This is a genomic window from Sphingomonas sp. IC-56, assembly GCF_021043375.1.
Lineage (GTDB): Bacteria > Pseudomonadota > Alphaproteobacteria > Sphingomonadales > Sphingomonadaceae > Sphingomonas.
In genome coordinates this window covers 249,373-271,457 of sequence record NZ_JAJNDV010000001.1, presented here as the reverse complement: position 1 = coordinate 271,457, position 22,085 = coordinate 249,373, and the positions used below count along the sequence as shown (strand labels likewise).

30 protein-coding genes and 1 riboswitch are annotated in these 22,085 nt (G+C 64.2%); of the genes, 28 read left to right on the top strand and 2 right to left on the bottom strand.

The annotated features are described in order from the left end of the window. Positions 1 to 20: 20 nt before the first annotated feature. A complete protein-coding gene (locus LQ953_RS01465) occupies positions 21 to 1,991 on the bottom strand; it encodes a TonB-dependent receptor plug domain-containing protein (RefSeq protein ID WP_231028666.1) in 1,971 nt (656 codons plus the stop codon). Between the two features lie 47 nt (positions 1,992 to 2,038). Next, positions 2,039 to 2,226: riboswitch (cobalamin riboswitch) on the bottom strand. A 105-nt stretch (positions 2,227 to 2,331) separates the two neighbouring features. Here LQ953_RS01465 and LQ953_RS01460 point away from each other — a divergent pair. From LQ953_RS01460 to tuf, 6 genes are all read left to right on the top strand, one after another. Then, positions 2,332 to 3,654 carry a methyl-accepting chemotaxis protein gene (locus tag LQ953_RS01460; RefSeq protein WP_231028665.1) on the top strand — a complete coding sequence of 441 codons (1,323 nt, stop codon included), beginning with the start codon at positions 2,332 to 2,334 and terminating at the stop codon, positions 3,652 to 3,654. Between the two features lie 75 nt (positions 3,655 to 3,729). After that, positions 3,730 to 4,332, top strand: coding sequence for a DUF4142 domain-containing protein (locus LQ953_RS01455; protein ID WP_231028664.1), 603 nt, complete (start codon positions 3,730 to 3,732; stop codon positions 4,330 to 4,332). Positions 4,333 to 4,638: 306 nt separating this feature from the next. Then, the gene (gene rpsL, locus LQ953_RS01450; protein WP_147044308.1) at positions 4,639 to 5,010 is read left to right on the top strand and encodes a 30S ribosomal protein S12; all 372 of its coding nucleotides are present in this window, start codon (positions 4,639 to 4,641) and stop codon (positions 5,008 to 5,010) included. A 63-nt stretch (positions 5,011 to 5,073) separates the two neighbouring features. Then, complete coding sequence (gene rpsG, locus LQ953_RS01445; protein ID WP_231028663.1) at positions 5,074 to 5,544, top strand: 30S ribosomal protein S7; 471 nt, start codon at positions 5,074 to 5,076, stop codon at positions 5,542 to 5,544. A gap of 192 nt (positions 5,545 to 5,736) precedes the next feature. Next, on the top strand, positions 5,737 to 7,830 hold the full coding sequence (gene fusA, locus LQ953_RS01440; RefSeq protein ID WP_231028662.1) for an elongation factor G: 2,094 nt from the start codon (positions 5,737 to 5,739) through the stop codon (positions 7,828 to 7,830). Positions 7,831 to 7,927: 97 nt separating this feature from the next. Continuing rightward, complete coding sequence (gene tuf / locus LQ953_RS01435) at positions 7,928 to 9,124, top strand: elongation factor Tu (RefSeq protein ID WP_231028661.1); 1,197 nt, start codon at positions 7,928 to 7,930, stop codon at positions 9,122 to 9,124. 588 nt (positions 9,125 to 9,712) lie between these two features. Here tuf and LQ953_RS01430 read toward each other — a convergent pair. After that, complete coding sequence (locus LQ953_RS01430; protein WP_231028660.1) at positions 9,713 to 10,300, bottom strand: arylesterase; 588 nt, start codon at positions 10,298 to 10,300, stop codon at positions 9,713 to 9,715. Between the two features lie 205 nt (positions 10,301 to 10,505). Between LQ953_RS01430 and rpsJ the strand changes: the two genes are divergently transcribed. From rpsJ to secY, 22 genes are all read left to right on the top strand, one after another. Next, positions 10,506 to 10,814: a 30S ribosomal protein S10 gene (rpsJ, locus tag LQ953_RS01425; protein ID WP_184084671.1), complete on the top strand. Its 309-nt coding sequence runs from the start codon at positions 10,506 to 10,508 to the stop codon at positions 10,812 to 10,814. Positions 10,815 to 11,148: 334 nt separating this feature from the next. After that, positions 11,149 to 11,898, top strand: a complete 750-nt coding sequence (gene rplC / locus LQ953_RS01420; RefSeq protein WP_231028659.1) for a 50S ribosomal protein L3 — start codon at positions 11,149 to 11,151, stop codon at positions 11,896 to 11,898. After that, the gene (gene rplD / locus LQ953_RS01415; protein ID WP_231028658.1) at positions 11,899 to 12,510 is read left to right on the top strand and encodes a 50S ribosomal protein L4; all 612 of its coding nucleotides are present in this window, start codon (positions 11,899 to 11,901) and stop codon (positions 12,508 to 12,510) included. It abuts the gene before it with no gap. Continuing rightward, entirely contained in the window at positions 12,503 to 12,817 is a 315-nt protein-coding gene (locus LQ953_RS01410) for a 50S ribosomal protein L23 (protein ID WP_231028657.1), read from the top strand. The genes rplD and LQ953_RS01410 overlap by 8 nt, the downstream gene beginning before the upstream one ends. Positions 12,818 to 12,821: 4 nt before the next feature. Beyond that, a complete protein-coding gene (rplB, locus tag LQ953_RS01405; protein ID WP_231028656.1) occupies positions 12,822 to 13,673 on the top strand; it encodes a 50S ribosomal protein L2 in 852 nt (283 codons plus the stop codon). A gap of 1 nt (position 13,674) precedes the next feature. Beyond that, entirely contained in the window at positions 13,675 to 13,950 is a 276-nt protein-coding gene (gene rpsS, locus LQ953_RS01400; protein WP_029936458.1) for a 30S ribosomal protein S19, read from the top strand. Then, positions 13,950 to 14,327 carry a 50S ribosomal protein L22 gene (rplV, locus tag LQ953_RS01395; protein ID WP_231028655.1) on the top strand — a complete coding sequence of 126 codons (378 nt, stop codon included), beginning with the start codon at positions 13,950 to 13,952 and terminating at the stop codon, positions 14,325 to 14,327. Before rpsS ends, rplV begins: the two co-directional genes overlap by 1 nt. After that, a complete protein-coding gene (gene rpsC / locus LQ953_RS01390; RefSeq protein ID WP_231028654.1) occupies positions 14,327 to 15,037 on the top strand; it encodes a 30S ribosomal protein S3 in 711 nt (236 codons plus the stop codon). The genes rplV and rpsC overlap by 1 nt, the downstream gene beginning before the upstream one ends. 14 nt (positions 15,038 to 15,051) lie before the next feature. Then, positions 15,052 to 15,483, top strand: coding sequence for a 50S ribosomal protein L16 (gene rplP, locus LQ953_RS01385; protein ID WP_231028653.1), 432 nt, complete (start codon positions 15,052 to 15,054; stop codon positions 15,481 to 15,483). A gap of 4 nt (positions 15,484 to 15,487) precedes the next feature. Beyond that, on the top strand, positions 15,488 to 15,691 hold the full coding sequence (gene rpmC / locus LQ953_RS01380; RefSeq protein ID WP_231028652.1) for a 50S ribosomal protein L29: 204 nt from the start codon (positions 15,488 to 15,490) through the stop codon (positions 15,689 to 15,691). A gap of 10 nt (positions 15,692 to 15,701) precedes the next feature. Then, positions 15,702 to 15,971 (top strand): 30S ribosomal protein S17, encoded by a 270-nt coding sequence (gene rpsQ / locus LQ953_RS01375; RefSeq protein WP_184084646.1) that lies wholly within the window; start codon positions 15,702 to 15,704, stop codon positions 15,969 to 15,971. Between the two features lie 84 nt (positions 15,972 to 16,055). Beyond that, positions 16,056 to 16,424, top strand: a complete 369-nt coding sequence (gene rplN, locus LQ953_RS01370; RefSeq protein WP_184084643.1) for a 50S ribosomal protein L14 — start codon at positions 16,056 to 16,058, stop codon at positions 16,422 to 16,424. Continuing rightward, positions 16,424 to 16,741, top strand: a complete 318-nt coding sequence (rplX, locus tag LQ953_RS01365) for a 50S ribosomal protein L24 (RefSeq protein ID WP_231028651.1) — start codon at positions 16,424 to 16,426, stop codon at positions 16,739 to 16,741. Before rplN ends, rplX begins: the two co-directional genes overlap by 1 nt. Then, a complete protein-coding gene (gene rplE, locus LQ953_RS01360; RefSeq protein ID WP_231028650.1) occupies positions 16,734 to 17,318 on the top strand; it encodes a 50S ribosomal protein L5 in 585 nt (194 codons plus the stop codon). Before rplX ends, rplE begins: the two co-directional genes overlap by 8 nt. 19 nt (positions 17,319 to 17,337) lie before the next feature. Then, positions 17,338 to 17,643 (top strand): 30S ribosomal protein S14, encoded by a 306-nt coding sequence (gene rpsN, locus LQ953_RS01355; RefSeq protein WP_231028649.1) that lies wholly within the window; start codon positions 17,338 to 17,340, stop codon positions 17,641 to 17,643. Positions 17,644 to 17,654: 11 nt separating this feature from the next. After that, a complete protein-coding gene (gene rpsH, locus LQ953_RS01350) occupies positions 17,655 to 18,050 on the top strand; it encodes a 30S ribosomal protein S8 (protein WP_184084631.1) in 396 nt (131 codons plus the stop codon). Continuing rightward, entirely contained in the window at positions 18,050 to 18,583 is a 534-nt protein-coding gene (rplF, locus tag LQ953_RS01345; protein WP_231028648.1) for a 50S ribosomal protein L6, read from the top strand. Before rpsH ends, rplF begins: the two co-directional genes overlap by 1 nt. Further along, positions 18,583 to 18,942, top strand: a complete 360-nt coding sequence (gene rplR, locus LQ953_RS01340) for a 50S ribosomal protein L18 (RefSeq protein ID WP_231029224.1) — start codon at positions 18,583 to 18,585, stop codon at positions 18,940 to 18,942. Before rplF ends, rplR begins: the two co-directional genes overlap by 1 nt. Positions 18,943 to 18,944: 2 nt before the next feature. Beyond that, entirely contained in the window at positions 18,945 to 19,706 is a 762-nt protein-coding gene (rpsE, locus tag LQ953_RS01335) for a 30S ribosomal protein S5 (protein ID WP_231028647.1), read from the top strand. A gap of 6 nt (positions 19,707 to 19,712) precedes the next feature. Further along, the gene (gene rpmD / locus LQ953_RS01330; protein ID WP_231028646.1) at positions 19,713 to 19,892 is read left to right on the top strand and encodes a 50S ribosomal protein L30; all 180 of its coding nucleotides are present in this window, start codon (positions 19,713 to 19,715) and stop codon (positions 19,890 to 19,892) included. A 124-nt stretch (positions 19,893 to 20,016) separates the two neighbouring features. Beyond that, positions 20,017 to 20,547 carry a 50S ribosomal protein L15 gene (rplO, locus tag LQ953_RS01325; RefSeq protein WP_231028645.1) on the top strand — a complete coding sequence of 177 codons (531 nt, stop codon included), beginning with the start codon at positions 20,017 to 20,019 and terminating at the stop codon, positions 20,545 to 20,547. 165 nt (positions 20,548 to 20,712) lie between these two features. Further along, complete coding sequence (secY, locus tag LQ953_RS01320; RefSeq protein WP_231028644.1) at positions 20,713 to 22,074, top strand: preprotein translocase subunit SecY; 1,362 nt, start codon at positions 20,713 to 20,715, stop codon at positions 22,072 to 22,074. The last annotated feature ends 11 nt before the right edge of the window (positions 22,075 to 22,085 follow it).

Genomic DNA, 22,085 nt, shown 5'->3' with positions numbered 1-22,085 from the left:
GAGAAACGCGGCGCACCGCATCAGTAGCGCAGCCGGATGCCGCCAAAGGCCGAGCGGCCATAGGTGCCGTAGCCCGACACGACCTGATACTGCTCGTCGGTGATGTTCTCGACCCGGCCATAGACCGAGAGGAGCGGGCTGATCGGCATTTCGGCGCGGATGCTGCCAAGCGCGAAGCCGTCGAGACGGGTGCGGTTGGCCGCGTCGTTGAAGCTGTCACCGATCATCGTCACCGTGCCGCCGAGCGACAGGCCGAAGGGGAAGCGATAATCCGCCGAGACACTGGCGGTGTCGCGCGGGCGGCGGGCTAGGTCGTTGCCGACAAGGCCGGCCGAGCGGTTCTCGGTATCGGTATAGGTGTAGTTGGCAGTGAAGGTCAGCGCATCGACTGGCTTCAGCGCGAGTTCCACCTCCAGACCCTCGGCATGCGCGCGGGCGATGTTGTCATACGTGCCGAACGGGCGCTGATAACAAGCAGAGGCGGGAGTCGCCACGTCGGCGGCGCGGCAGGAGATGAAGTCGATCTGATTGCGCGTGTTGCGGTTGAACCAGGTCACGCCGAGCTTGGCTGCGCCATCGAGTGCCGACTGTTCGATGCCCACGTCCCAGCTTTTGGCGGTTTCCGGTGCCAGGCCTTCGTTGCCATAGGACGGTGCGAACAGCTGGTAGAGCGTCGGCGCCTTGAAGCCTTCGCTGTAGCTGGCGCGCAGCAGCGTGCCACCGAACGGGCGGATCGCCGTGGAGGCGCCCCAGCTGGTGAAGTCGCCGAAGCGGTTATGATTGTCGTTGCGGACGCCGCCGGTGATGGTGACCTGCTCGATCGGGGTGACGATCGCCTGACCGAAGACGCTGGTGATATTGGCGCGGAACGTGTCGGCACCGTCGTAGAAACGGAGATTTTCCTGCTCGGCGCCGAAGGTCAGACGGACCTGGTCCGAAAGCGCCGCATCGCCGCGATACTCATAGCGCTCGCTCCGGCCGCGGTAGAGATAGACCGGCGTGTCGGCAAAGCCGTTCTGCGGATCGAAATTGTCGCGGTTGATGTCGGCGATGGAGAAGGCGAGCCGGTTGGACACCGGGCCGATATCGGCGAACAGGCCGGCATAGCCGTAGAGTTCCTGCGACGTAGAGAATTCGTCGGTGTCGGCGAAGCTGTAGGCCGGGGCCGGATAGCCATCGAGTTCGACGCGCGAGTCGGCGTAATAGCCGCGCAGATCCATGCCCACGCCGGGGGCGAACTCGACGCGGAGGCGGCCGCTGGCATTGTACTGGCGGAAGCCGTCATTCTCGGTGCCGCTGGCGGCCTGCGAGATGCCGTCGGTCCGGAAATAGCCGGCCGTGAAACCGCCCTGGACACTGTGAGTGCCGCCGGCGATCGCGGCGTTGGCCGAAACCTGGTCGGCATAGCCATATTCGGCGTTGGCGCGGGCTTTGATCCCGCCGATCGGGCTTTCGGTTACGACATTAACGACGCCACCGATCGCCTGGCTGCCCCAGACAACGGAGTTGGCGCCGCGCAGCACCTCTACCCGCTCGATCGAGCTGGTCAGCAGGCTGCCGAAATCGAAGGCGCCGGCGGGCGCGGACGGATCGTTGACGCGCACGCCATCGATCAGCACCAGCGTCTGCGCGTCGTCGGCGCCGCGGATGCGGACGGCGGCCAGTCCGCCCGGCCCGCCATTGCGAGTGGCGCTGACGCCAGGCGTGGTCAGCAGCAAGTCGGAGAGCGAGATCGTCTGACGCCGCTCGATCGTCTCACGATCAAGGACGGTGACGGCACGGCCGGTCACATCGGCGTTCTGGGGCACGCCGCTCGCGACGACGACGATCTGCTCGTCGTCGGGGATTTCCGTCTGGGCGAAAGCGGGGGCGGCGGGCACGAGCGCCGCGCCGGCGTAAAGGAAAAGCTTGAACGTCTTCACTGCAAGACACCTTTGTATAAGGTCGTCTGCCGTGAACATGGCGCGGCGACCCGATTGGGTGTCGCTCACGCGGGGATTTCTCTCCCCGTTCGCCCGGTGCACCCCGCCCGCGCAAAGGAATCGACAGGCAACAGGCAGGTCTCCTGGCTCCCGGGTCTTCGCCTGTTCGCGCCGCCTTCCCAGGTTACCCCAGTGGTACGATGCACGACAACTCGCCGGTTACAGTTGCGGGGGCAGCGTCGGTTTCGCACCGACTTCCCATTTTCATCCTCCAGAAGGAGGACACCTGTTGCTGCGCGGCGCTCTAGAACCTGTCTGAGAATGCTGCAACAGCGAAAAACTTCGCATTGTCTCGGTAGTGTAACTAACCAGCAAGTTCGTCTTTACCGAGCCATGGTCTATGGCGGCTATGCCATCCGCTGCTCTTTCCCTGCGCTCCTCCGATCCGGTCGCCGCCGATGCGTGGCTGCTGGGGTGCGAGATCGATCCTCCTTCGCTGTCGATGGAGGACAGCGTGTTCAAGGCGGTGGAGGCGTTCACCGCCGACCCCGATCTGCGCGTGATGCCGGTGCTGGACGGCACACGGCGGCCGGTGGGCGCGATCTTTGAAAAGGATGTGCGGCGCCTGCTGCTCAATCCGTTTGGCCACGCACTGCTGCGCAACCCGAGCTATGGGCATGGAGTGGCGCGGCATGTGCGGAGTTGTCCGGTAGCGGAAGCGTCGCTGGACATCGGCGCGCTGATCCACGCCTATCGCGGCGCCCATGGTTCGGAAGGCATGATCATCGTGCGGGACGGACGATTGCATGCGGTGGTGAACAACCGGCGGCTGGTGCACCTGGCGGCTGAGCATGAGCGCGAGGCGGCAACGCTGCGGGTCGCGCGGGCCGAGCGGATCGAGCGGGCGAGCGAGCGGTTCGAAGGGCAGGTAGAGGCTTTGGTGGAGGCGATGCGCGGCCTCGCCTCCCAGCTTCAGCAAGGGGCGGCGGACACGGCCGAGCGCGCAGTGAAAGTGGGCGAGCGGGCGACCGCGGTGGCGGCGGCGGCGGCGCAGACCGGCGGCAACATGGCCGAGATCGCCGCGCGGGGCAGCGGGCTCGCCGTGACGCTGACAGAGATCGGGCGGGAGGCGAAGGCGGCGAGCGCGGCGGCGGAGGATGCCGCGGCGTTGGTGCAACTGGGGAGCGAGCGTACGCGCGATCTGCTCCACGCCGCACAGACGATCGACTCGGTCGTCAGCATGATCGGCGACATTGCCGGCCAGGTGAACCTGCTGGCGCTCAACGCCAGCATCGAGGCGGCGCGTGCCGGCGAGGCGGGCAAGGGCTTCACCGTGGTTGCGAACGAAGTGAAGCAGTTGTCGGCGCAGACCCGAGTGGCGGCGGCCAGCGTGGCCGCGCATGTCGGCGACATCCGTTCCGGCATCGAGGACGTGGCGCAGGGCCATGGCCAGGTGGAGCGGGCGATCGGGTCCATGGCGAGCGTGGCGGCCCGCGTCCGCTCGGCGGTGGAAGCGCAGGAAGCGGTCACCCGCGGGATCGCGCAGAATGTCGCTGAGGCGGTGGAGGCAGGGGAGGGCATCCGCATCGAAGTGGAGGCGATCGGCGGATCGTCCCAGAATGCTTCGGCAAGCGCGCGCGACATGGCCGGTGTCGCGCAGCGGCTGCAAGGCGAGGCGGAGGCGCTGTCGAGCCAGGTGGGCGGCTTCCTCGCCGAGCTTCGGGCGCTGTAGGCGGGCGTTCGTCTCGCGGGCGGAACATTCGGGGTGTTTCCGCGTTGTGGCAGCTTCGGAGGAGGACTGCCTAACATGAAGAAGATCCTGACCCTCGGGCTGTTGCCCGCGCTGGCGCTTGCGGCCTGCAATGGCGGCACGACCGAGAACGGCACCGCCAACACCAGCGACACCGGCGTGGCCAATGCAGGTCTGGCGACCGATACGATGACCCCGGGCAACGAGGCCGACAACGCGCTGATGACGGGCGAGGCGGCGACGCCGTCGCAGAAGTTCGCCAACGATGTCGGCGCCAGTGACTTCTTCGAGATCCAGTCGGGCAAGATGGCGCAGGAAAAGGCGCAGAACCAGGCGCTGAAGGATTTCGGCGGCATGATTGTGCAGCACCACACCGAGTCGACTCAGAAGCTGACCGCCGCGGGCGCCAAGGCGGAGCCGGCGATCGTGCCGAACCCGGCGCTGAACGCCGAGCAGGAAGCGAACCTGGCCGCGCTTGAAAAGGCGGAAGGCGCAGCGTTCGATACGCTGTTCAAGCAGCAGCAGGCGATCGCGCACGAAAAGGCGCTGACCCTGCTCAAGGGCTATGAGTCCTCGGGCGATGTCGCGGCGCTGAAGACCTTTGCCGCGGACGCGCAGAAGGTGGTTCAGTCGCACCTGACCAAGATCAAGAGCCTGTAAGCTTTCGATCCACTTTGACAGGAAGGGGCGCGCTTCTGCGGGGAGCGCGCCCTTTGCCGTTTGTGGCGCCGTGGCGCGGGCGGGCAGGGGCATTGACCGCTACCCGCGCGACAGCTATAGGCGCGACCGTTCCGCGAGGAGGCTTTTGGCCGCTAAGCCTCGGGGAGCAAAGAGCTGAACGTTGCTGGGGACGCAATGGCGCGGGGGATCTTCGGACACCCGGCGCTTTTTCGTATTCTCTTCTCTAGGGCTCCAGCAAAGTAACCGCCGGGTTCGCCCGGTAACGTCGAAAAGGTGAAGGGCTTCATGCCAACAATCAACCAGCTGATCCGCAAGGGTCGCGAGCCGCAGAAGGCCAAGTCCAAGGTCCCTGCGATGGAACAGAACCCGCAGAAGCGCGGCGTTTGCACCCGCGTCTACACGACGACCCCGAAGAAGCCGAACTCGGCACTTCGCAAGGTGGCCAAGGTTCGCCTGACCAACCAGCGCGAAGTCATCAGCTACATCCCGGGTGAAGGCCACAACCTTCAGGAGCACTCGGTTGTGCTGATCCGCGGCGGTCGTGTGCGCGATCTTCCCGGTGTGCGCTACCACGTGCTGCGCGGCGTGCTCGATACGCAGGGCGTCAAGGACCGCAAGCAGAGCCGTTCGAAGTACGGCGCGAAGCGTCCCAAGTAATCCAGCCATAGTAAGCCCCAGACGTGTTCTGGAATCGGCTGAAGATTTAGAAGGAAGTTCAAGATGGCTCGTCGTCGTCGTCCCGAAAAGCGGGAAATCCTGCCTGATCCCGTGTACGGGGATGAGGTTCTGTCCAAGTTCATGAACTCGGTGATGCTGGACGGCAAGAAGTCCGTCGCCGAGAACATCGTCTATTCGGCGCTCACCACCGTCGAGCAGCGCGCCAAGCGCGAGCCGATCGGCGTGTTCCATGACGCACTGAACAACATCAAGCCGGGCATCGAAGTCCGCAGCCGCCGCGTCGGCGGTGCGACCTACCAGGTCCCCGTCGAAGTGCGCCCCGAGCGCGCCCAGGCGCTGGCGATCCGCTGGCTGATCGCTTCGGCCCGCAACCGCAGCGAGCACACCATGTCGGGCCGCCTGTCGGGCGAACTGATGGATGCCGCCAACAACCGCGGCAACGCGGTGAAGAAGCGCGAAGATACCCACCGTATGGCCGAAGCGAACCGCGCCTTCAGCCACTACCGCTGGTAAAAAGCGACACTATATGGGGTGGGAGTTTAGGCTCTCACCCCAATCACCGTTCGCCCTGAGCTTGTCGAAGGGCTGTTCTTCTTCCCCAGGGAAGAAGGAAGTACAGGGCTTCGACAAGCTCAGCCCGAACGGGCTGAGGTACGGCCCAAACCAGGTTTCAGCCCGCCCCACTGGCGGCATTGGAGAAGACACATGGCCCGCAGCCATCCCCTCGAGCGCTACCGTAATATCGGCATCATGGCGCACATCGACGCCGGCAAGACCACGACCACCGAGCGTATCCTTTACTACACCGGCAAGTCCTACAAGATCGGCGAAGTGCACGAAGGCACCGCGACGATGGACTGGATGGAGCAGGAGCAGGAGCGCGGCATCACCATCACCTCGGCGGCAACCACCTGCAAGTGGCGCGCCGAAGAGGGCAAGGGTGAAGAGCACCTGATCAACATCATCGACACCCCCGGGCACGTCGACTTCACCATCGAAGTCGAGCGTTCGCTGCGCGTGCTCGACGGTGCGGTTGCATGCTTCGACGGCGTTGCCGGCGTTGAGCCGCAGTCGGAGACGGTGTGGCGCCAGGCGGAAAAGTACAAGGTTCCGCGGATGTGCTTCGTCAACAAGCTCGACCGCACCGGCGCCGACTTCTACTTCTGCGTCAACTCGATCATCGAGCGCCTGGGCGCGCGTCCGGCCGTGCTGTATCTCCCGATCGGCATGGAAGGCGGCTTCAAGGGCCTGGTCGACCTGGTCGAGAACCGCGCGATCATCTGGCTAGAAGAGTCGCTGGGCGCGAAGTTCGAATATCAGGAAATCCCGGCCGACATGGCCGAGAAGGCCGCGAAGTATCGCAGCGACCTGATCGAAATGGCCGTCGAGCAGGACGATGCCATGATGGAAGCGTATCTTGAGGGCAATGAGCCGTCGGTCGCCGACCTCAAGGCGCTGATCCGCAAGGGCACGCTGAACTTCTCGTTCGTTCCGATCGTCTGCGGTTCGGCGTTCAAGAACAAGGGCGTGCAGCCCCTGCTCGACGCCGTTGTCGACTATCTGCCCAGCCCGCTGGACATTCCGGACGTGGAGGGCGTGAAGCTCGACGGCGAGACCCCGGATTCGCGCCCGGCCTCGGACGACGCGCCGATGTCGCTGCTGGCGTTCAAGATCATGAACGATCCGTTCGTCGGCTCGCTCACCTTTGCCCGCATCTACTCGGGCACCCTCACCAAGGGCGGCTACCTGAACTCGGTGAAGGACAAGAAGGAAAAGATCGGCCGTATGCTCCTGATGCACGCGAATTCGCGTGAGGACATCGAAGAAGCACGCGCTGGCGACATCGTCGCGATCGCGGGCCTCAAGGAGACCACGACCGGCGACACGCTGTGCGATCCGGCCAAGCCGATCATCCTCGAGCGGATGGAGTTCCCCGAGCCCGTGATCGAGCTGTCGGTGGAGCCTAAGACCAAGGCCGACCAGGAAAAGATGGGCATCGCGCTCAACCGCCTGGCTGCCGAGGATCCCTCGTTCCGCGTTTCGACCGACCATGAGTCGGGCCAGACCATCATCAAGGGGATGGGCGAGCTCCACCTCGAGATCCTGGTCGACCGCATGAAGCGCGAGTTCAAGGTCGAGGCGAACGTGGGCGCGCCGCAGGTGGCGTACCGCGAGTACCTCAAGAAGGCCGTGGACATCGACTACACGCACAAGAAGCAGTCGGGTGGTACCGGCCAGTTCGGTCGCGTGAAGGTGAAGCTGACGCCGGGTGAGCGCGGCGCAGGCATCATCTTCAAGGACGAGATCAAGGGCGGCAATATTCCCAAGGAATATCTGCCGGCGATCGAAAAGGGCTTCCGCGAGACGGCAGCCACCGGTTCGCTGGTCGGCTTCCCGATCATCGACTTCGAGATCGTGCTGTATGACGGCGCGTACCACGACGTCGACTCCTCGGCCCTGGCGTTCGAAATCACCGCGCGCGGTGCGATGCGTGAAGCGGCCCAGAAGGCTGGCATCACGCTGCTCGAGCCGGTGATGAAGGTCGAAGTCATCACTCCGGAGGACTATCTGGGTGACGTCATCGGCGACATGAACAGCCGTCGTGGCCAGATCCAGGGCACCGACACGCGCGGCAACGCGCAGGCGGTGACTGCAATGGTGCCGCTGGCGAACATGTTCGGCTATGTGAACTCGCTCCGCTCGTTCACGCAGGGCCGCGCGAACTACTCGATGCAGTTCTCGCACTACGACGAGGTTCCTTCGAACGTCGCCGAGGAAGTGAAGGCCAAGCTGGCGTAAGCGCCGGGCTGGCAATCGGTTAAAACAGTCGTTATGGGGCTCGCCTTCCGGCGAGTCCCTTAGCGGCGCGGATATTCAGATCAGAAGGTAGGGAAAAATGGCCAAGGCAAAGTTTGAGCGGAACAAGCCGCACCTCAACATCGGCACCATCGGTCACGTCGACCATGGCAAGACGTCGCTGACCGCTGCGATCACCAAGATTCTGGCCGAGAACGTCGCGGGCAACGCGGCGGTTGATTTCGCCAACATCGACAAGGCGCCGGAAGAGCGCGAGCGCGGCATCACGATCTCGACCGCACACGTCGAGTATGAGACCGATTCGCGTCACTATGCGCACGTCGACTGCCCGGGCCACGCCGACTATGTGAAGAACATGATCACCGGCGCGGCGCAGATGGACGGCGCGATCCTGGTTGTGGCAGCGACCGACGGTCCGATGCCGCAGACCAAGGAGCACATCCTGCTCGCCCGCCAGGTCGGCGTTCCGACCATGGTGGTCTTCCTCAACAAGGTCGACCTGGTCGACGACGAGGAAATCCTTGAGCTGGTCGAAATGGAAATCCGCGAAGAGCTCTCCAAGCGCGAGTTCGACGGCGACAACATTCCGATCATCCGCGGTTCGGCGACCGCAGCCCTTTCGGGTTCGGACGACAAGCTGGGCAAGGACGCGATCCTGGCCCTCATGGCAGCAGTCGACGAGTCGATCCCGCAGCCGGAGCGTCCGCTGGACAAGCCGTTCATGATGCCGATCGAAGACGTGTTCTCGATCTCGGGCCGCGGCACCGTGGTCACCGGCCGCGTCGAGACCGGCGTTGTGAAGGTTGGCGAGGAAGTCGAGATCGTCGGCATCCAGGAGTCGGTCCGCAAGACCACCGTCACCGGCGTTGAAATGTTCCGCAAGCTGCTCGACCAGGGCCAGGCTGGCGACAACATCGGCGCGCTGATCCGCGGCGTCGCTCGCGACGAAGTGGAGCGTGGTCAGGTTCTGGCAAAGCCGGGCTCGATCAAGCCGCACACCGAGTTCCAGTCGTCGGTGTACGTCCTGTCGAAGGACGAGGGTGGCCGTCACACGCCGTTCTTCGCGAACTACCGTCCGCAGTTCTACTTCCGCACGACCGACGTGACGGGCACGATCGAACTGCCGGCCGGCACCGAAATGGTGATGCCGGGTGACGAAGTCGCTCTGGGCGTCAAGCTGATCGCGCCGATCGCTATGGACGTTGGCCAGCGCTTCACGATCCGCGAAGGCGGCCGCACCGTCGGTGCAGGCGTTGTCGCTGAAATCGTCAAGTAATCAGCGCCCGCAAGGGCTCTGAAAAGAAAGCCCGGTCTTCCGAAAGGAAGGCCGGGCTTTTCTTTTGCAGATTGGGATGGGGCGACTCGCGTAGCCAGTGCGCATGTCATTCTTCGGCAACCGTTCCGCTATCCTGGTCCATCTCAGCGCCACCATGCGGCGATAATGATCGCGCTGCTCCCGGAGCGGGACCGCTGGCCAATCCATGTTAATTCCGTGAACTCTCGCGTCCGGAGATGGTTCGCGGGGCATGCAGTATGCAGCACAACTGGAAGGGCTCAGAGCCCTCATCGAAGAGTCTAAAGCCGCAGCCGAACGCGCAAAGCATGACTTGGCGGACTCTTTGGCACGCATCTCTGAGGCTGAGCGCTTGGTCAGCGAAATCGAAGGGCTTCGTGAGGCTGAGGCCGACAAGGGGTCCACGGAGCATTGACGTCCGCTTAGAAGTTGCCGTTCGGCTTTGCTTCCCCTGGCCAGCAAAGGCGCGAGGGCGGCGCATTGAAGCGTAGCTAACGTGGCGGACGGGACATCTGAGTTCTGCCGCCCCCGCCGCGCACTGGAGCCTGCTACTGGCCAGTGAGCTTCATGCTAGGCGGCTTCAGCGCTGTTTCGATTGAGCGCTGCGGTGACCGCCGGCAGGAACGCCGCCGCGATCAGCTCCACGGCATGCGCGTTGGGGTGCAGGCCGTCTGGCAAGACCAGGTCGGGGTGGCCGAGCACGCCGGGTGGGAAGAAGGGGGCGCGGGCGGTGCGGTGCTTGGCGGCGAGCGCTTCGTACATGCCGTCGTAGCGTGCGGCGAGTGGGGTGAGGAAGCGCGGTACCTCGAAGGTGGCGAGAAGCGTGGGGATGCCGCACTGGCCGAACTGCTCGAGGATCGCGTCCAGGTTGGCGCGGGTGCGGTCGGGGGCGATGCCGCGCAGGAGATCGTTGGCGCCGAGCTCGACGATGGCGAGATCGGGCTTGCGCTTCAGGCTGGCGAGCAGGCGAGGCAGGCGGCGTAGGCCGCCTTCTGTGGTGTCGCCCGACACGCCGGCATTCTGCACCGTTGCGCCGGGGTGTTGACGGCGCAGCAGGGCCTCTAGCTGGGATGGAAAGGAGGCGGGGCGGGGCAGGCCGTAGCCGGCCGTGAGGCTGTCGCCGAACGCGAGAATGTACGGCGTTGAGGGGACTGGCATAAGTCGTATGTAGGTACGCCAGCGGTGTTTCGCCACGATCCGGCCTGCCGCCCGCGCCTGCAGGTGTTTGTGCGAAGGGGTTGGCGGAAGGCGGTTTTGAGGCTTGATCCCAAGGCCTTCGATGTGTAGAGGCGCCCCTTCGGTTTTTCGCTCAACAGCAAGAGCCGCGTTTCGCGCGGCCCGCTCTTTCGCATCGGTAGGGACTATGGACAGCAATATCCGCATTCGCCTGAAGGCGTTCGATCATCGCGTGCTCGACCAGGCGACCGGCGACATCGCCGACACTGCGCGCCGCACCGGCGCACTCATCCGTGGCCCCATTCCGCTGCCGACCAAGACGGAGAAGTTCACCGTTCTCCGCGGTCCGCACATCGACAAGAAGTCGCGCGAGCAGTTCGAGGTCCGCACCTACAAGCGGATGCTCGACATCGTGCAGCCGACCCCGCAGACCGTTGACGCGCTGATGAAGCTCGACCTGGCTGCCGGCGTCGACGTCGAAATCAAGCTTGCCTGATTCATTGTCCGTCCTCGCATGCGCGGGGGTGGACAGGGAAGGCGTGCTGACGTAAAGGCGCGCCTTCGCAAGAGTTTCGCGAGTCCCGCAGTGGATTCGCTGGTTCCTCGACAGGGTCTTCCCGATCCGACGCAAGGAGCCGAGAGCGCCATGCTGGCGCGCTCATGACGACATAGGGATACCGCCGGCCTCCTTGGAGTGTCCGGGTCTGCGTCCCCCGTCTCCCTCGCTTCGGCAAGGGTTCAGCCCGGACGGGGGCTCGCACTACAACAGGGCTGAAGCACGCACCCGAGGGAATGGTCCCGCGGGTGCCTATGCATAGGAGCATAAGATCATGCGCACTGGCGTGATCGCGAAGAAGTTGGGGATGACCCGCCTGTTCCAGGACGACGGCCGCCACGTGCCGGTCACCGTTCTGGCTCTCGAAGGCGTTCAGGTCGTCTCCGTCCGCGAGCAAGATCGTGACGGCTACACGGCTGTCCAGCTCGGCGCCGGTTCGGCGAAGAGCAAGAACGTTTCCAAGCCGCAGCGCGGCCACTTCGGCAAGGCTGAAGTCGAGCCCAAGGCTGTGGTCCACGAGTTCCGCGTCGATGCGGATGGCCTGCTGGACGTGGGTGCTGAGATTTCGGCCGATCACTATGTCGCTGGCCAGTATGTCGACATTCAGGGCAAGACCCAGGGTAAGGGCTTCCAGGGCGGCATGAAGCGTTGGGGCTTCGGCGGTCTGCGCGCCACCCACGGTGTCTCGGTCTCGCACCGTTCGCTCGGTTCGACCGGTCAGCGCCAGGATCCCGGCAAGGTCTTCAAGAACAAGAAGATGGCCGGGCACATGGGCGACAAGTTCCGCACCCAGCAGAACCTTGAGATCGTCGGCACCGACGTCGAGCGTGGCCTGATCTTCGTGAAGGGCTCCGTGCCCGGCTCGAAGGGTGGCTGGTTGTTCGTCAAGGACAGCGTCAAGGTTTCGCGCCCCGAGGCTGCACCGTTCCCCGCCGGCCTGAAGGCCGTCGCCAACAGCAATGAAGCTCCCGCTGAAGCGCCTGTCCAGGCCGCTCCGGAAGCTACCGAAGGCCAGGAGGGCTAAGTGCAGGTCAAGGTTCAAACCCTCGACGCAGCAGAAGCTGGCGCCATCGAGCTCAACGACGAGATCTTCGCCGTCGAGCCGCGCGCCGACATTCTGCACCGCGTCGTAACGTGGCAGCTCGAGAAGCGTCGCGGCACCGCCCGCGGCACCCGCGAGCGTTCCGACGTCGCGCGTACGGGCAAGAAGTGGGGTCGCCAGAAGGGCGGCGGCACGGCGCGTCACGGCGATCGCCGCGCTCCGGTGTTCATCGGCGGTGGTAAGGCGCACGGCGCCCGCGTCCGCGACTTCAATCCGTCGCTGAACAAGAAGGTTCGCACGCTGGGCCTGAAGATGGCGCTCTCGAGCCATGCCAAGGCTGGTTCGCTGATCGTCCTGGACGGCAATGCCGGTGAGAAGACCAAGGAGCTCCAGGCGCAGTTCACTGCTCTGGGCTTCGGCAAGAAGGCGCTGATCATCGACGCGGAGGCCGGCGGCTTCCTGGCGGCGCGCAACCTGCAGGGCGTCAATGTCCTGCCGGCGATCGGTGCCAACGTCTACGACATCCTGAAGAGCGACACGCTGGTCCTGACCCGCGCTGCCGTCGAAAAGCTGGAGGCGCGCTTCAATGGCTAAGAAGCAGACTGCCGCGATCGACAACCGTCATTATGACGTGATTGTCGCGCCGCACATCACCGAAAAGTCGACGCTCGTCTCCGAGCACAACGCGGTTGTGTTCAAGGTCGCTGGCGACGCCACCAAGCCCGAGATCAAGGCAGCCGTCGAGGCGCTGTTCTCGGTCAAGGTCACTGGCGTCAACACGATCGTCCAGAAGGGCAAGACCAAGCGCTGGAAGGGTGCTCCCTACAAGCGCTCCGACATGAAGAAAGCGATCGTGACGCTCGCCGAAGGCGAACAGATCGACGTGACGACGGGAATCTGAGGCGATGGCACTCAAGAATTATAATCCGACGTCGCCTGGCGTTCGTGGCCTGATCCTCATTGACCGTTCGGGCCTGTACAAGGGTCGTCCGGTCAAGTCGCTGACCGAGGGCAAGACCAAGACCGGCGGCCGTAACAACAAGGGTCACGTGACCTCGCGCGGCATCGCCGGCGGTCACAAGCAGCGCTATCGCATCGTCGATTTCAAGCGCCGCCTGTGGGACGTCGAAGGCACCGTCGAGCGGATCGAGTATGACCCGAACCGCACCGCGTTCATCGCGCTCGTCAACTATGGCGAGATCGACGGCAAGCCGAGCGTGGCCTACATCATCGCCCCGCAGCGTCTCGCTGTCGGCGACAAGGTGATCGCCGGTCAGAAGACCGACGTGAAGCCGGGCAATGCCATGGAGCTCGCGTCGATGCCGGTCGGCACCATCGTCCACAACGTGGAGATGAAGCCGGGCAAGGGCGGTCAGATCGCACGTTCGGCAGGCACCTATGTGCAGGTCGTCGGCCGAGACAAGGGCATGGTGATCGTTCGTCTGAACTCGGGCGAGCAGCGCTATATCCACGGCAACTGCATGGGTACGGTCGGTGCGGTGTCCAACCCGGACAACCAGAACACCAACCTGGGCAAGGCCGGCCGCAACCGTTGGCTGGGCAAGCGCCCGCTGACCCGCGGCGTTGCCAAGAACCCGGTCGACCACCCGCACGGCGGTGGTGAAGGCCGGACCTCGGGCGGCCGTCATCCGGTCACTCCGTGGGGTAAGCCGACCAAGGGTGCACGCACCCGTCACAACAAGTCGACCGACAAGATGATCATCCGGTCGCGTCATTCGACGAAGAGGAAGGGCTAACATGGCTCGCTCAGTCTGGAAGGGTCCTTTCGTGGACCTCCATCTGCTGAAGAAGGCGCAGACCGCGCAGGAAACCAACGCGCGTGCGCCGATCAAGACCTGGTCGCGTCGTTCGACGATCCTGCCCGACTTCGTTGGCCTGACCTTCAGCGTGTACAACGGCCGCAAGTTTGTGCCGGTGTCGGTTAACGAAGACATGGTCGGCATGAAGCTGGGTGAGTTCGCTCCCACTCGTTTCTTCCCCGGTCACGCTGCCGACAAGAAGGGTAAGCGCTGATGTCGAAGCCTAAGGCACCCCGTCGCGTAGGCGACAAGGAAGCGCTGTCGGTCGGCACGCAGATCCGTGGTTCGGCCCAGAAGCTGAACCTGGTCGCTGGTCTGATCCGCGGCAAGAAGGTTGGCGACGCACTGAACATCCTTCAGTTCTCGACCAAGGCAATGGCGGTTGACGCTCGCAAGGTGCTCGCTTCGGCGATCGCCAACGCCGAGAACAACCACAACCTCGACGTCGACGCGCTCGTCGTCGCCGAGGCATCGGTCGGCAAGTCGATCACGATGAAGCGCTTCGCGACCCGCGGCCGTGGCAAGTCCACCCGCATCCTGAAGCCGTTCAGCCGTCTGCGCATTGTCGTGCGCGAGCAGGAAGAAGCATAATGGGTCACAAGAGCAACCCGATCGGTCTGCGCCTGCAGATCAACCGGACCTGGGACAGCCGCTGGTTCGCCGAAGGCGCGGACTATGGCCGCCTGCTCCTGGAGGATCTCAAGATCCGCCAGTACATCATGAAGACGCTGCCCCAGGCCGCGATCTCCAAGGTGGTCATCGAGCGTCCGGCAAAGCTGTGCCGCATCTCCATCTTCGCTGCACGCCCCGGCGTGATCATCGGCAAGAAGGGCTCGGACATCGAGAAGCTGCGCAAGACGCTCGGCGCGATGACCAGCTCGGACGTGAGCCTGAACATCGTCGAGATCCGCAAGCCGGAAGTCGATGCCAAGCTCGTCGCGCAGGGTATTGCCGACCAGCTGGAGCGTCGTATCGCGTTCCGCCGCGCCATGAAGCGTGCGGTGCAGTCTGCGATGCGCCTGGGTGCCGACGGCATCCGCGTCGCTTGCGGTGGCCGTCTTGGCGGCGCCGAGATCGCGCGTTCGGAAAGCTATCGCGAGGGTCGCGTGCCGCTGCACACGCTGCGCGCCAACCTCGACTATGCCGAAGCGCAGGCACACACCGCCTATGGCGTGTGCGGCGTGAAGGTCTGGGTCTTCAAGGGTGAGATCCTGGGCCATGATCCCATGGCGCAGGACCGGTTGATGATGGAGGCTCAGACCTCCGGCGTGCGCCCCGCGCGCGACGATCATCGCCGCTAAGGGAGTAGAGAAACATGCTGCAACCTAAGCGCACCAAGTTCCGCAAGGCCTTCAAGGGCCGCATCCATGGCGACGCCAAGGGTGGCACGGACCTCAACTTCGGGTCGTATGGCCTGAAGGCGATGGAGCCGGAGCGGATCACCGCCCGCCAGATCGAAGCGGCTCGCCGCGCGATCACGCGCCACATCAAGCGTCAGGGCCGTTTGTGGATCCGTATTTTCCCGGATCTTCCGGTTTCGTCCAAGCCTGCCGAAGTCCGCATGGGCTCGGGCAAGGGTTCGCCCGAGTTCTGGGTAGCTCGCGTGAAGCCAGGCCGCATCCTGTTCGAGCTGGACGGCGTTCCCGGTCCGCTCGCCGCGGAAGCGTTCGAGCGTGCGGCGATGAAGCTGCCGATCAAGGTCAAGGTCGTGGCGCGTCTCGGCGACACCACGCACCTGGAGGGTTGATAGAATGACGAAGGCTACCGATCTCCGGGCCAACACCGACGATCAGCTGAGCGAGCAGCTTGGCAACCTGAAGCGCGAGGCATTCAACCTGCGCTTCCAGGCCGCGACCAGCCAGCTTGAAAAGCCGAGCCGGGTCAAGGAAGTCCGTCGGGACATCGCCCGTATCAAGACGCTGCAGTCCGAGCGTACGCGCTCGGAAGCGAAGTAAGGAAGCGACCATGCCTAAGCGCGTGTTGACGGGACAGATCGTCTCCGACAAGGGCGAGAAGACGGTGGTGGTGCTGGTGGAGCGTAAGGTGAAGCACCCGCTCTACGGCAAGATCATCCGTCGTTCGAAGAAGTACCATGCCCATGACGAGGGCAACGAGTATAAGGCGGGTGAGACCGTGCGCATCGAAGAGACCGCGCCGATCTCCAAGCTGAAGACCTGGAAGGTGATCGAGCGGGTGAACACCCACGCGACCCCCGAGCGGGCCGACATCGCCTAACCAAGGGCCTAACGGCTTTAACTGGAACCGCCGGGCCGGAGTTTACACTGGTCCCGGTAGGCCGAACGAGAAGGAACCGGATCAATGATCCAGATGCAATCCAATCTCGACGTCGCTGACAACAGCGGCGCGAAGCGGGTGCAGTGCATCAAGGTGCTGGGTGGCTCTAAGCGCCGCTTTGCCGGCGTTGGCGACGTGATCGTCGTCAGCGTGAAGGAGGCCGCACCCCGCGGCCGCGTGAAGAAGGGCGACGTTCACCGCGCTGTGATCGTCCGCACCGCCAAGGACGTCCGTCGTACCGACGGTTCGGTGATCCGCTTCGACGGCAATGCCGCGGTGCTGGTCAACAAGAACGAGGAGCCGATCGGCACTCGTATCTTTGGCCCGGTGGTCCGCGAGCTCCGCTCGAAGGGCTTCATGAAGATCATTTCGCTCGCCCCCGAGGTGCTGTGATGGCTGCTGCCAAGATCAAGAAGGGCGACCAGGTCATCGTCCTGTCCGGCAAGGACAAGGGACGGACCGGTGAAGTCGTCAAGTCGATGCCCAAGGACGGCAAGGTCGTCGTGTCGGGCATCAATGTGGCGGTTCGCCACAAGAAGCCGAGCCAGACCAACCCGCAGGGTGGCCTGGAGCGTTCGGAAGCGCCGATGGACGTTTCCAAGCTCGCGCACGTGACCGCAGACGGCAAGCCTACGCGCGTCCGTTTCGAGGAGCGCGACGGCAAGAAGGTCCGTGTGGCCGTCAAGACCGGGGATGTCATCAATGGCTGATAGCTACACGCCGCGGATGCGGAAGCTGTACGACGAGACCATCGTCAAGGCGATGACCGAGAAGTTCGGCTACAAGAACGTCATGGAAGTCCCGCGGCTCGACAAGATCGTGCTGAACATGGGCGTTGGCGAAGCGACCCAGGACAAGAAGAAGGTCGACCAGGCCGCTGGTGAGATGGAGCTGATCGCTGGTCAGAAGCCGGTCATCACCAAGGCGAAGAAGTCGATCGCGCAGTTCAAGCTGCGCGAGGGCATGCCGATCGGCGTGAAGGTCACCCTTCGCCGCGAGCGCATGTACGAGTTCCTCGACCGCTTCGTCACGATCGCGCTGCCGCGCGTTCGCGATTTCCGTGGGCTGAACCCGAAGAGCTTCGATGGACGCGGCAACTATGCCTGCGGCCTGAAGGAGCAGCTCGTGTTCCCCGAGATCAGCTATGACCGTATCGACAAGGTGCGCGGCATGGACGTGATCGTCACCACCACCGCTAAGACCGATGACGAAGCTCGCGAGCTTCTTCGTCTCTTCGGCTTCCCGTTCCCGCAGGATGCGGACCGCGAAGCGAAGCAGGCAGCGTAAGGGAAAGAGAACTTAAGTCATGGCGAAACTGAGTTCCGTGAACAAGAACGAGCGTCGCAAGCAGCTGGTGAAGAAGTACGCCGGCAAGTATGCGAAGCTGAAGGCGATCGCGAACGACGAGAGCGTGGACGAGACAGAGCGTCTCATCGCGCGCCTCAAGATGGCCGAGATCCCCCGCAACGGCAACCCGGGTCGGGTTCGCAACCGTTGCGAGATCACCGGCCGCCCGCGCGCCTATTACCGCAAGTTCCGTCTCGCTCGTGTGATGTTCCGTGATCTGGCCAACAAGGGCCTGATCCCCGGTGTCACCAAGTCGAGCTGGTAAGGATCACGAAGATGGCAGTGACCGATCCCCTGGGTGACATGCTCACCCGCATCCGCAACGGCCAGCGCGCGAAGAAGGACTCCGTCCTGACGCCTGCGTCGAAGCTGCGTGTCCGCGTCCTCGACGTGCTCCAGCGCGAAGGCTATATCCGCGGTTATTCCGAAGAGCAGATGGGCCCGGCAGCGGGCATCCGCATCGAGCTCAAGTATTTCGAGGGTCAGCCGGCGATCAAGCACGTCGCCCGCGTCTCGAAGCCTGGCCGCCGCGTATATTCGGGTTCGCAGGAACTTCCGCGCGTCCGCAACGGCCTGGGCATCACGATTGTCTCGACGCCGCGTGGCGTTCTGTCTGACGCCGAAGCGCGCGAACAGAATGTCGGTGGCGAAGTGCTGGCGGAGGTGTTCTGATGAGCCGCATCGGCAAGAAGCCGGTCACCGTACCGGCAGGCGTCACCGCCTCGATCGACAACCGCGTGCTGAACGTGAAGGGCCCCAAGGGCGCGCTTTCGCTCAACCTGCGCGAAGAGATCAGCTACACGCTCGAGAATGACGGCATCCTGGTGAAGCCGGCGAACGAGACCAAGGCGGCGCGTGCCTTTTGGGGTATGCAGCGCACGATGGTGCAGAACCTGATCACCGGCGTGACCGAGGGCTTCACCAAGAAGCTCGTGATCACCGGCGTCGGTTATCGTGCCGCGTCGCAGGGCAAGGTGCTCAAGCTCCAGCTCGGCTATTCGCACGACGTCAACATCGACGTGCCGGAAGGCATCGAGATCAAGACCCCGGACCAGACCACGGTCGAAATCTCGGGTATCGACAAGCAGAAGGTCGGCCAGATTGCGGCCGAGATTCGCCGCTGGCGGAAGCCTGAGCCGTACAAGGGCAAGGGCATCAAGTACGACGGCGAGTTCATCTTCCGTAAGGAAGGGAAGAAGAAGTGATCAGCACCAAGGGTCTTTCGCTTTTCGAGAAGCGTCGTCGCCGCAACCGTACCGCGCTTCGTGCGCGTGCTGGTGGCCGTCCGCGCCTGTCGATCCATCGCTCGGGCAAGCACATCTATGCCCAGGTGATCGACGACACCGCAGGCCGCACCGTGGCCGCTGCCTCCACCCTCGAGAAGGACGTGCGCGGCTCCACCGGCGCGACCATCGCGGCGGCACAGGAAGTGGGCAAGCGCGTTGCCGAGGCTGCCAAGGCCGCTGGCATCACTCAGGTCGTCTTCGACCGCGGTGGCTTCCTCTACCATGGTCGCGTCAAGGCGCTGGCGGATGCCGCGCGTGAGAGCGGATTGGAGTTCTAAAGATGGCTGACGAGAACAACACGCCAGAAGCTGGCGGCTCGGCCGCTCCCGCGGAAGCCAGCGCTCCGGCGCAGGACGGCGGTTATCAGGGCGGCGGCCGTGGCCGTGGCGGTCCCGGTGGCGGCGGTGGCCGTGGCCGTGGTGGTCCCGGCGGCGGTGGTGGTCGTGGCGGTCGCGATGGCGGCCGTGGCGGTCGTGACAATCGCGGCGGCCCGCGCGGTGCCGACGATGGCGGTGAAGAGCTGATCGAGAAGCTGGTTCACATCAACCGCGTCTCGAAGACGGTGAAGGGCGGTAAGCGCTTCGGCTTCGCAGCGCTGGTCGTCGTGGGCGACGGCAAGGGCCGTGTCGGCTTCGGTCATGGCAAGGCGCGCGAAGTGCCGGAAGCCATCTCCAAGGCGACCGCAGCTGCCAAGAAGACGATGGTCCGCATTCCGCTCAAGGAAGGCCGCACCCTCCATCACGACGGCAATGGCCACTTCGGTGCCGGCCGCGTGACGGTTCGTACGGCGCCTGCCGGTACCGGCATCATCGCCGGTGGCCCGATGCGCGCCATCTTCGAGTCGCTGGGCGTTGCGGACGTGGTGACCAAGTCGGTTGGTACGTCGAACCCCTACAACATGATCCGCGCCACCTTTGAGGCGCTGAACGAGCAGACTTCGCCGAAGTCGGTCGCTCAGCGGCGCGGCAAGAAGATTGCCGACCTGCTCGGCCGCGGTGGTTCGCAGACCGCCGAGGCGGATGCAGCCGCGATCGTGGAGTAACAGATCATGGCAACCATCAAGATCAAGCAGATCGGCTCGCCGATCCGCCGCACCAAGGATCAGCGCGCAACGCTGATCGGCCTGGGCCTCAACAAGATGCACAAGGTCAGCGAGCTTGAGGACACGCCCGAAGTTCGTGGCATGATCCGCAAGCTGCCGCACATGGTTCAGATTGTCGAAGGCTGAGCCTTCGTCCTCTGACCAAGTGACAGATTACCGGTGACAAACCGGGGGAAGGGGGCTAAGCGGCCCCCTTTCCAATTTCAACCAACGTCCTTTAGCGCGACAAAAGCGAAAGCGAGTGCACATCATGAAGCTGAACGATCTCCGCGATAACCAGGGTGCCCGCCAGGGCCGCGTCCGTGTCGGCCGCGGTATCGGTTCGGGTCTCGGCAAGACCGGTGGCCGCGGCCAGAAGGGTCAGAAGAGCCGCAGCGGCGTCTCGATCAAGGGCTTCGAAGGCGGCCAGATGCCGCTCCACATGCGTATCCCGAAGCGCGGCTTCAACAACATCTTCGCGAAGGACTATGCCGAGGTGAACCTGGGCGAGATCCAGAAGATGGTGGATGCAGGCCGCCTGACCGCGACCGACATCGATCATGCGGCGCTCAAGGCCGTCGGCCTGGCGCGTGGCGGCAAGGACGGCGTGCGTCTGCTCGGCAAGGGCGAGTTCTCGGCGAAGCTGAGCTTCACCGTCGCCGGTGTGTCGAAGGGCGCCCGCGAGGCAGTCGAAAAGGCTGGCGGTTCGGTGACCGTGCCGGAGATCGTTCCGGCCGCCGACAAGCACAAGGCCAAGCACCGCACTGCGCAGGCTGCCAAGAAGGCCGGCAACCAGGGCTGATCTTGCTTCGCCCCGGCGCGAGCCGGGGCGAGCTTTTCCGGCCGCTTGCAACTGTCCCCAGGCTTTGCCGGGGAACAGATTGCCCAGGGGGCATCAAGCCCTATATGAGCGGCGGGGGCGGTTGAACGCTTTCCCGCCGTTTTGGTTTCCAGGACAGATTCGCACATGGCATCCGCAGCCGATCAACTCGCCTCCAGCATCAGCCTGGCCAAGTTCGGAAAGGCGACCGAACTCAAGAAGCGCCTGTGGTTCACGATCGGGGCGCTGATCGTCTTCCGGCTGCTCAGCTATGTGCCGCTTCCCGGCGTCGACCCGACCCAGCTGAACCTGCTCGCGCAGCAGACCCAGGGCGGCGTGCTCGACTTCTTCAACAATTTCACCGGTGGCGCACTGAACCGCATGTCGGTCGTCGCGCTGGGCGTGATGCCCTACATCACTGCCTCGATCGTGGTGCAGCTCGCGACCTCGCTGTCGCCGCAGCTCAACGCGATCAAGAAGGAAGGCGAGAGCGGCCGCAAGCGGCTGAACCAGTATACCCGCTACGGCACGGTCGCGCTGACCGCGGTGCAGGGCTGGTTCATCGCCGTCGGTCTCGAAAGCTTCGGCGCCTCGCAGGGGCTGCAGCCCGTGATCGAACCGGGCATGCTGTTCCGCGTCGGCGCGGTGATCAGCCTGGTGGGCGGTACGCTGTTCCTGATGTGGATCGGTGAGCAGATCACCAGCCGCGGCATCGGCAACGGCATTTCGCTGATCATCATGGCCGGCATCGTCGCCCGCCTGCCAACCACCATGGTTCAGCTGTTCGAGAGCGGCCGCACCGGCACGATCGACCCGCTGCGCCTGATCCTGATCCTGGTCGCAGTCGTCGGCCTGGTGCTGTTCATCTGCTTCATGGAGCGCGCGCAGCGCCGCATCCTGATCCAGTATCCCAAGCGCCAGACCGCGCGTGGCGTGCAGGCCGAGCGGAGCCATCTGCCGCTCAAGCTGAACACCGCAGGCGTCATCCCGCCGATCTTCGCTTCGTCGCTGCTGCTGCTGCCGCTGACGATCACCCAGTTCGCCGGCCAGGCGACCGCGGGCGAGAGCTTCATGGGCGACCTGGTGATCAACCTGAACACCTGGCTGCGCCACGGCTCGCCGCTCTACATGGCGCTCTATGGCTTCGGCATCATCTTCTTCTCGTTCTTCTACACCGCCGTGGTGTTCAATCCGGAAGAAACCGCCGACAACCTCAAGCGGCATGGCGGGTTCATCCCGGGCATCCGTCCCGGCAAAAACACCGAGAACTATTTCGATTACGTGCTTACGCGCATCACCGTGATCGGCGCGGCGTACCTGACCTTCATCTGTTTGGTGCCCGAGTTCGCGATCTCGTCGCTGGGCGGTACCTTCCTGATGGGCGGCACTAGCCTTCTGATCGTGGTCAACGTAACGATGGACACGGTTACGCAGATCCAGTCGCATCTGCTGGCACACCAGTATGGCGACCTGATCAAGAAGGCGAAGCTGAAGGGTCGGACGCGCTAACACGCGCGCGC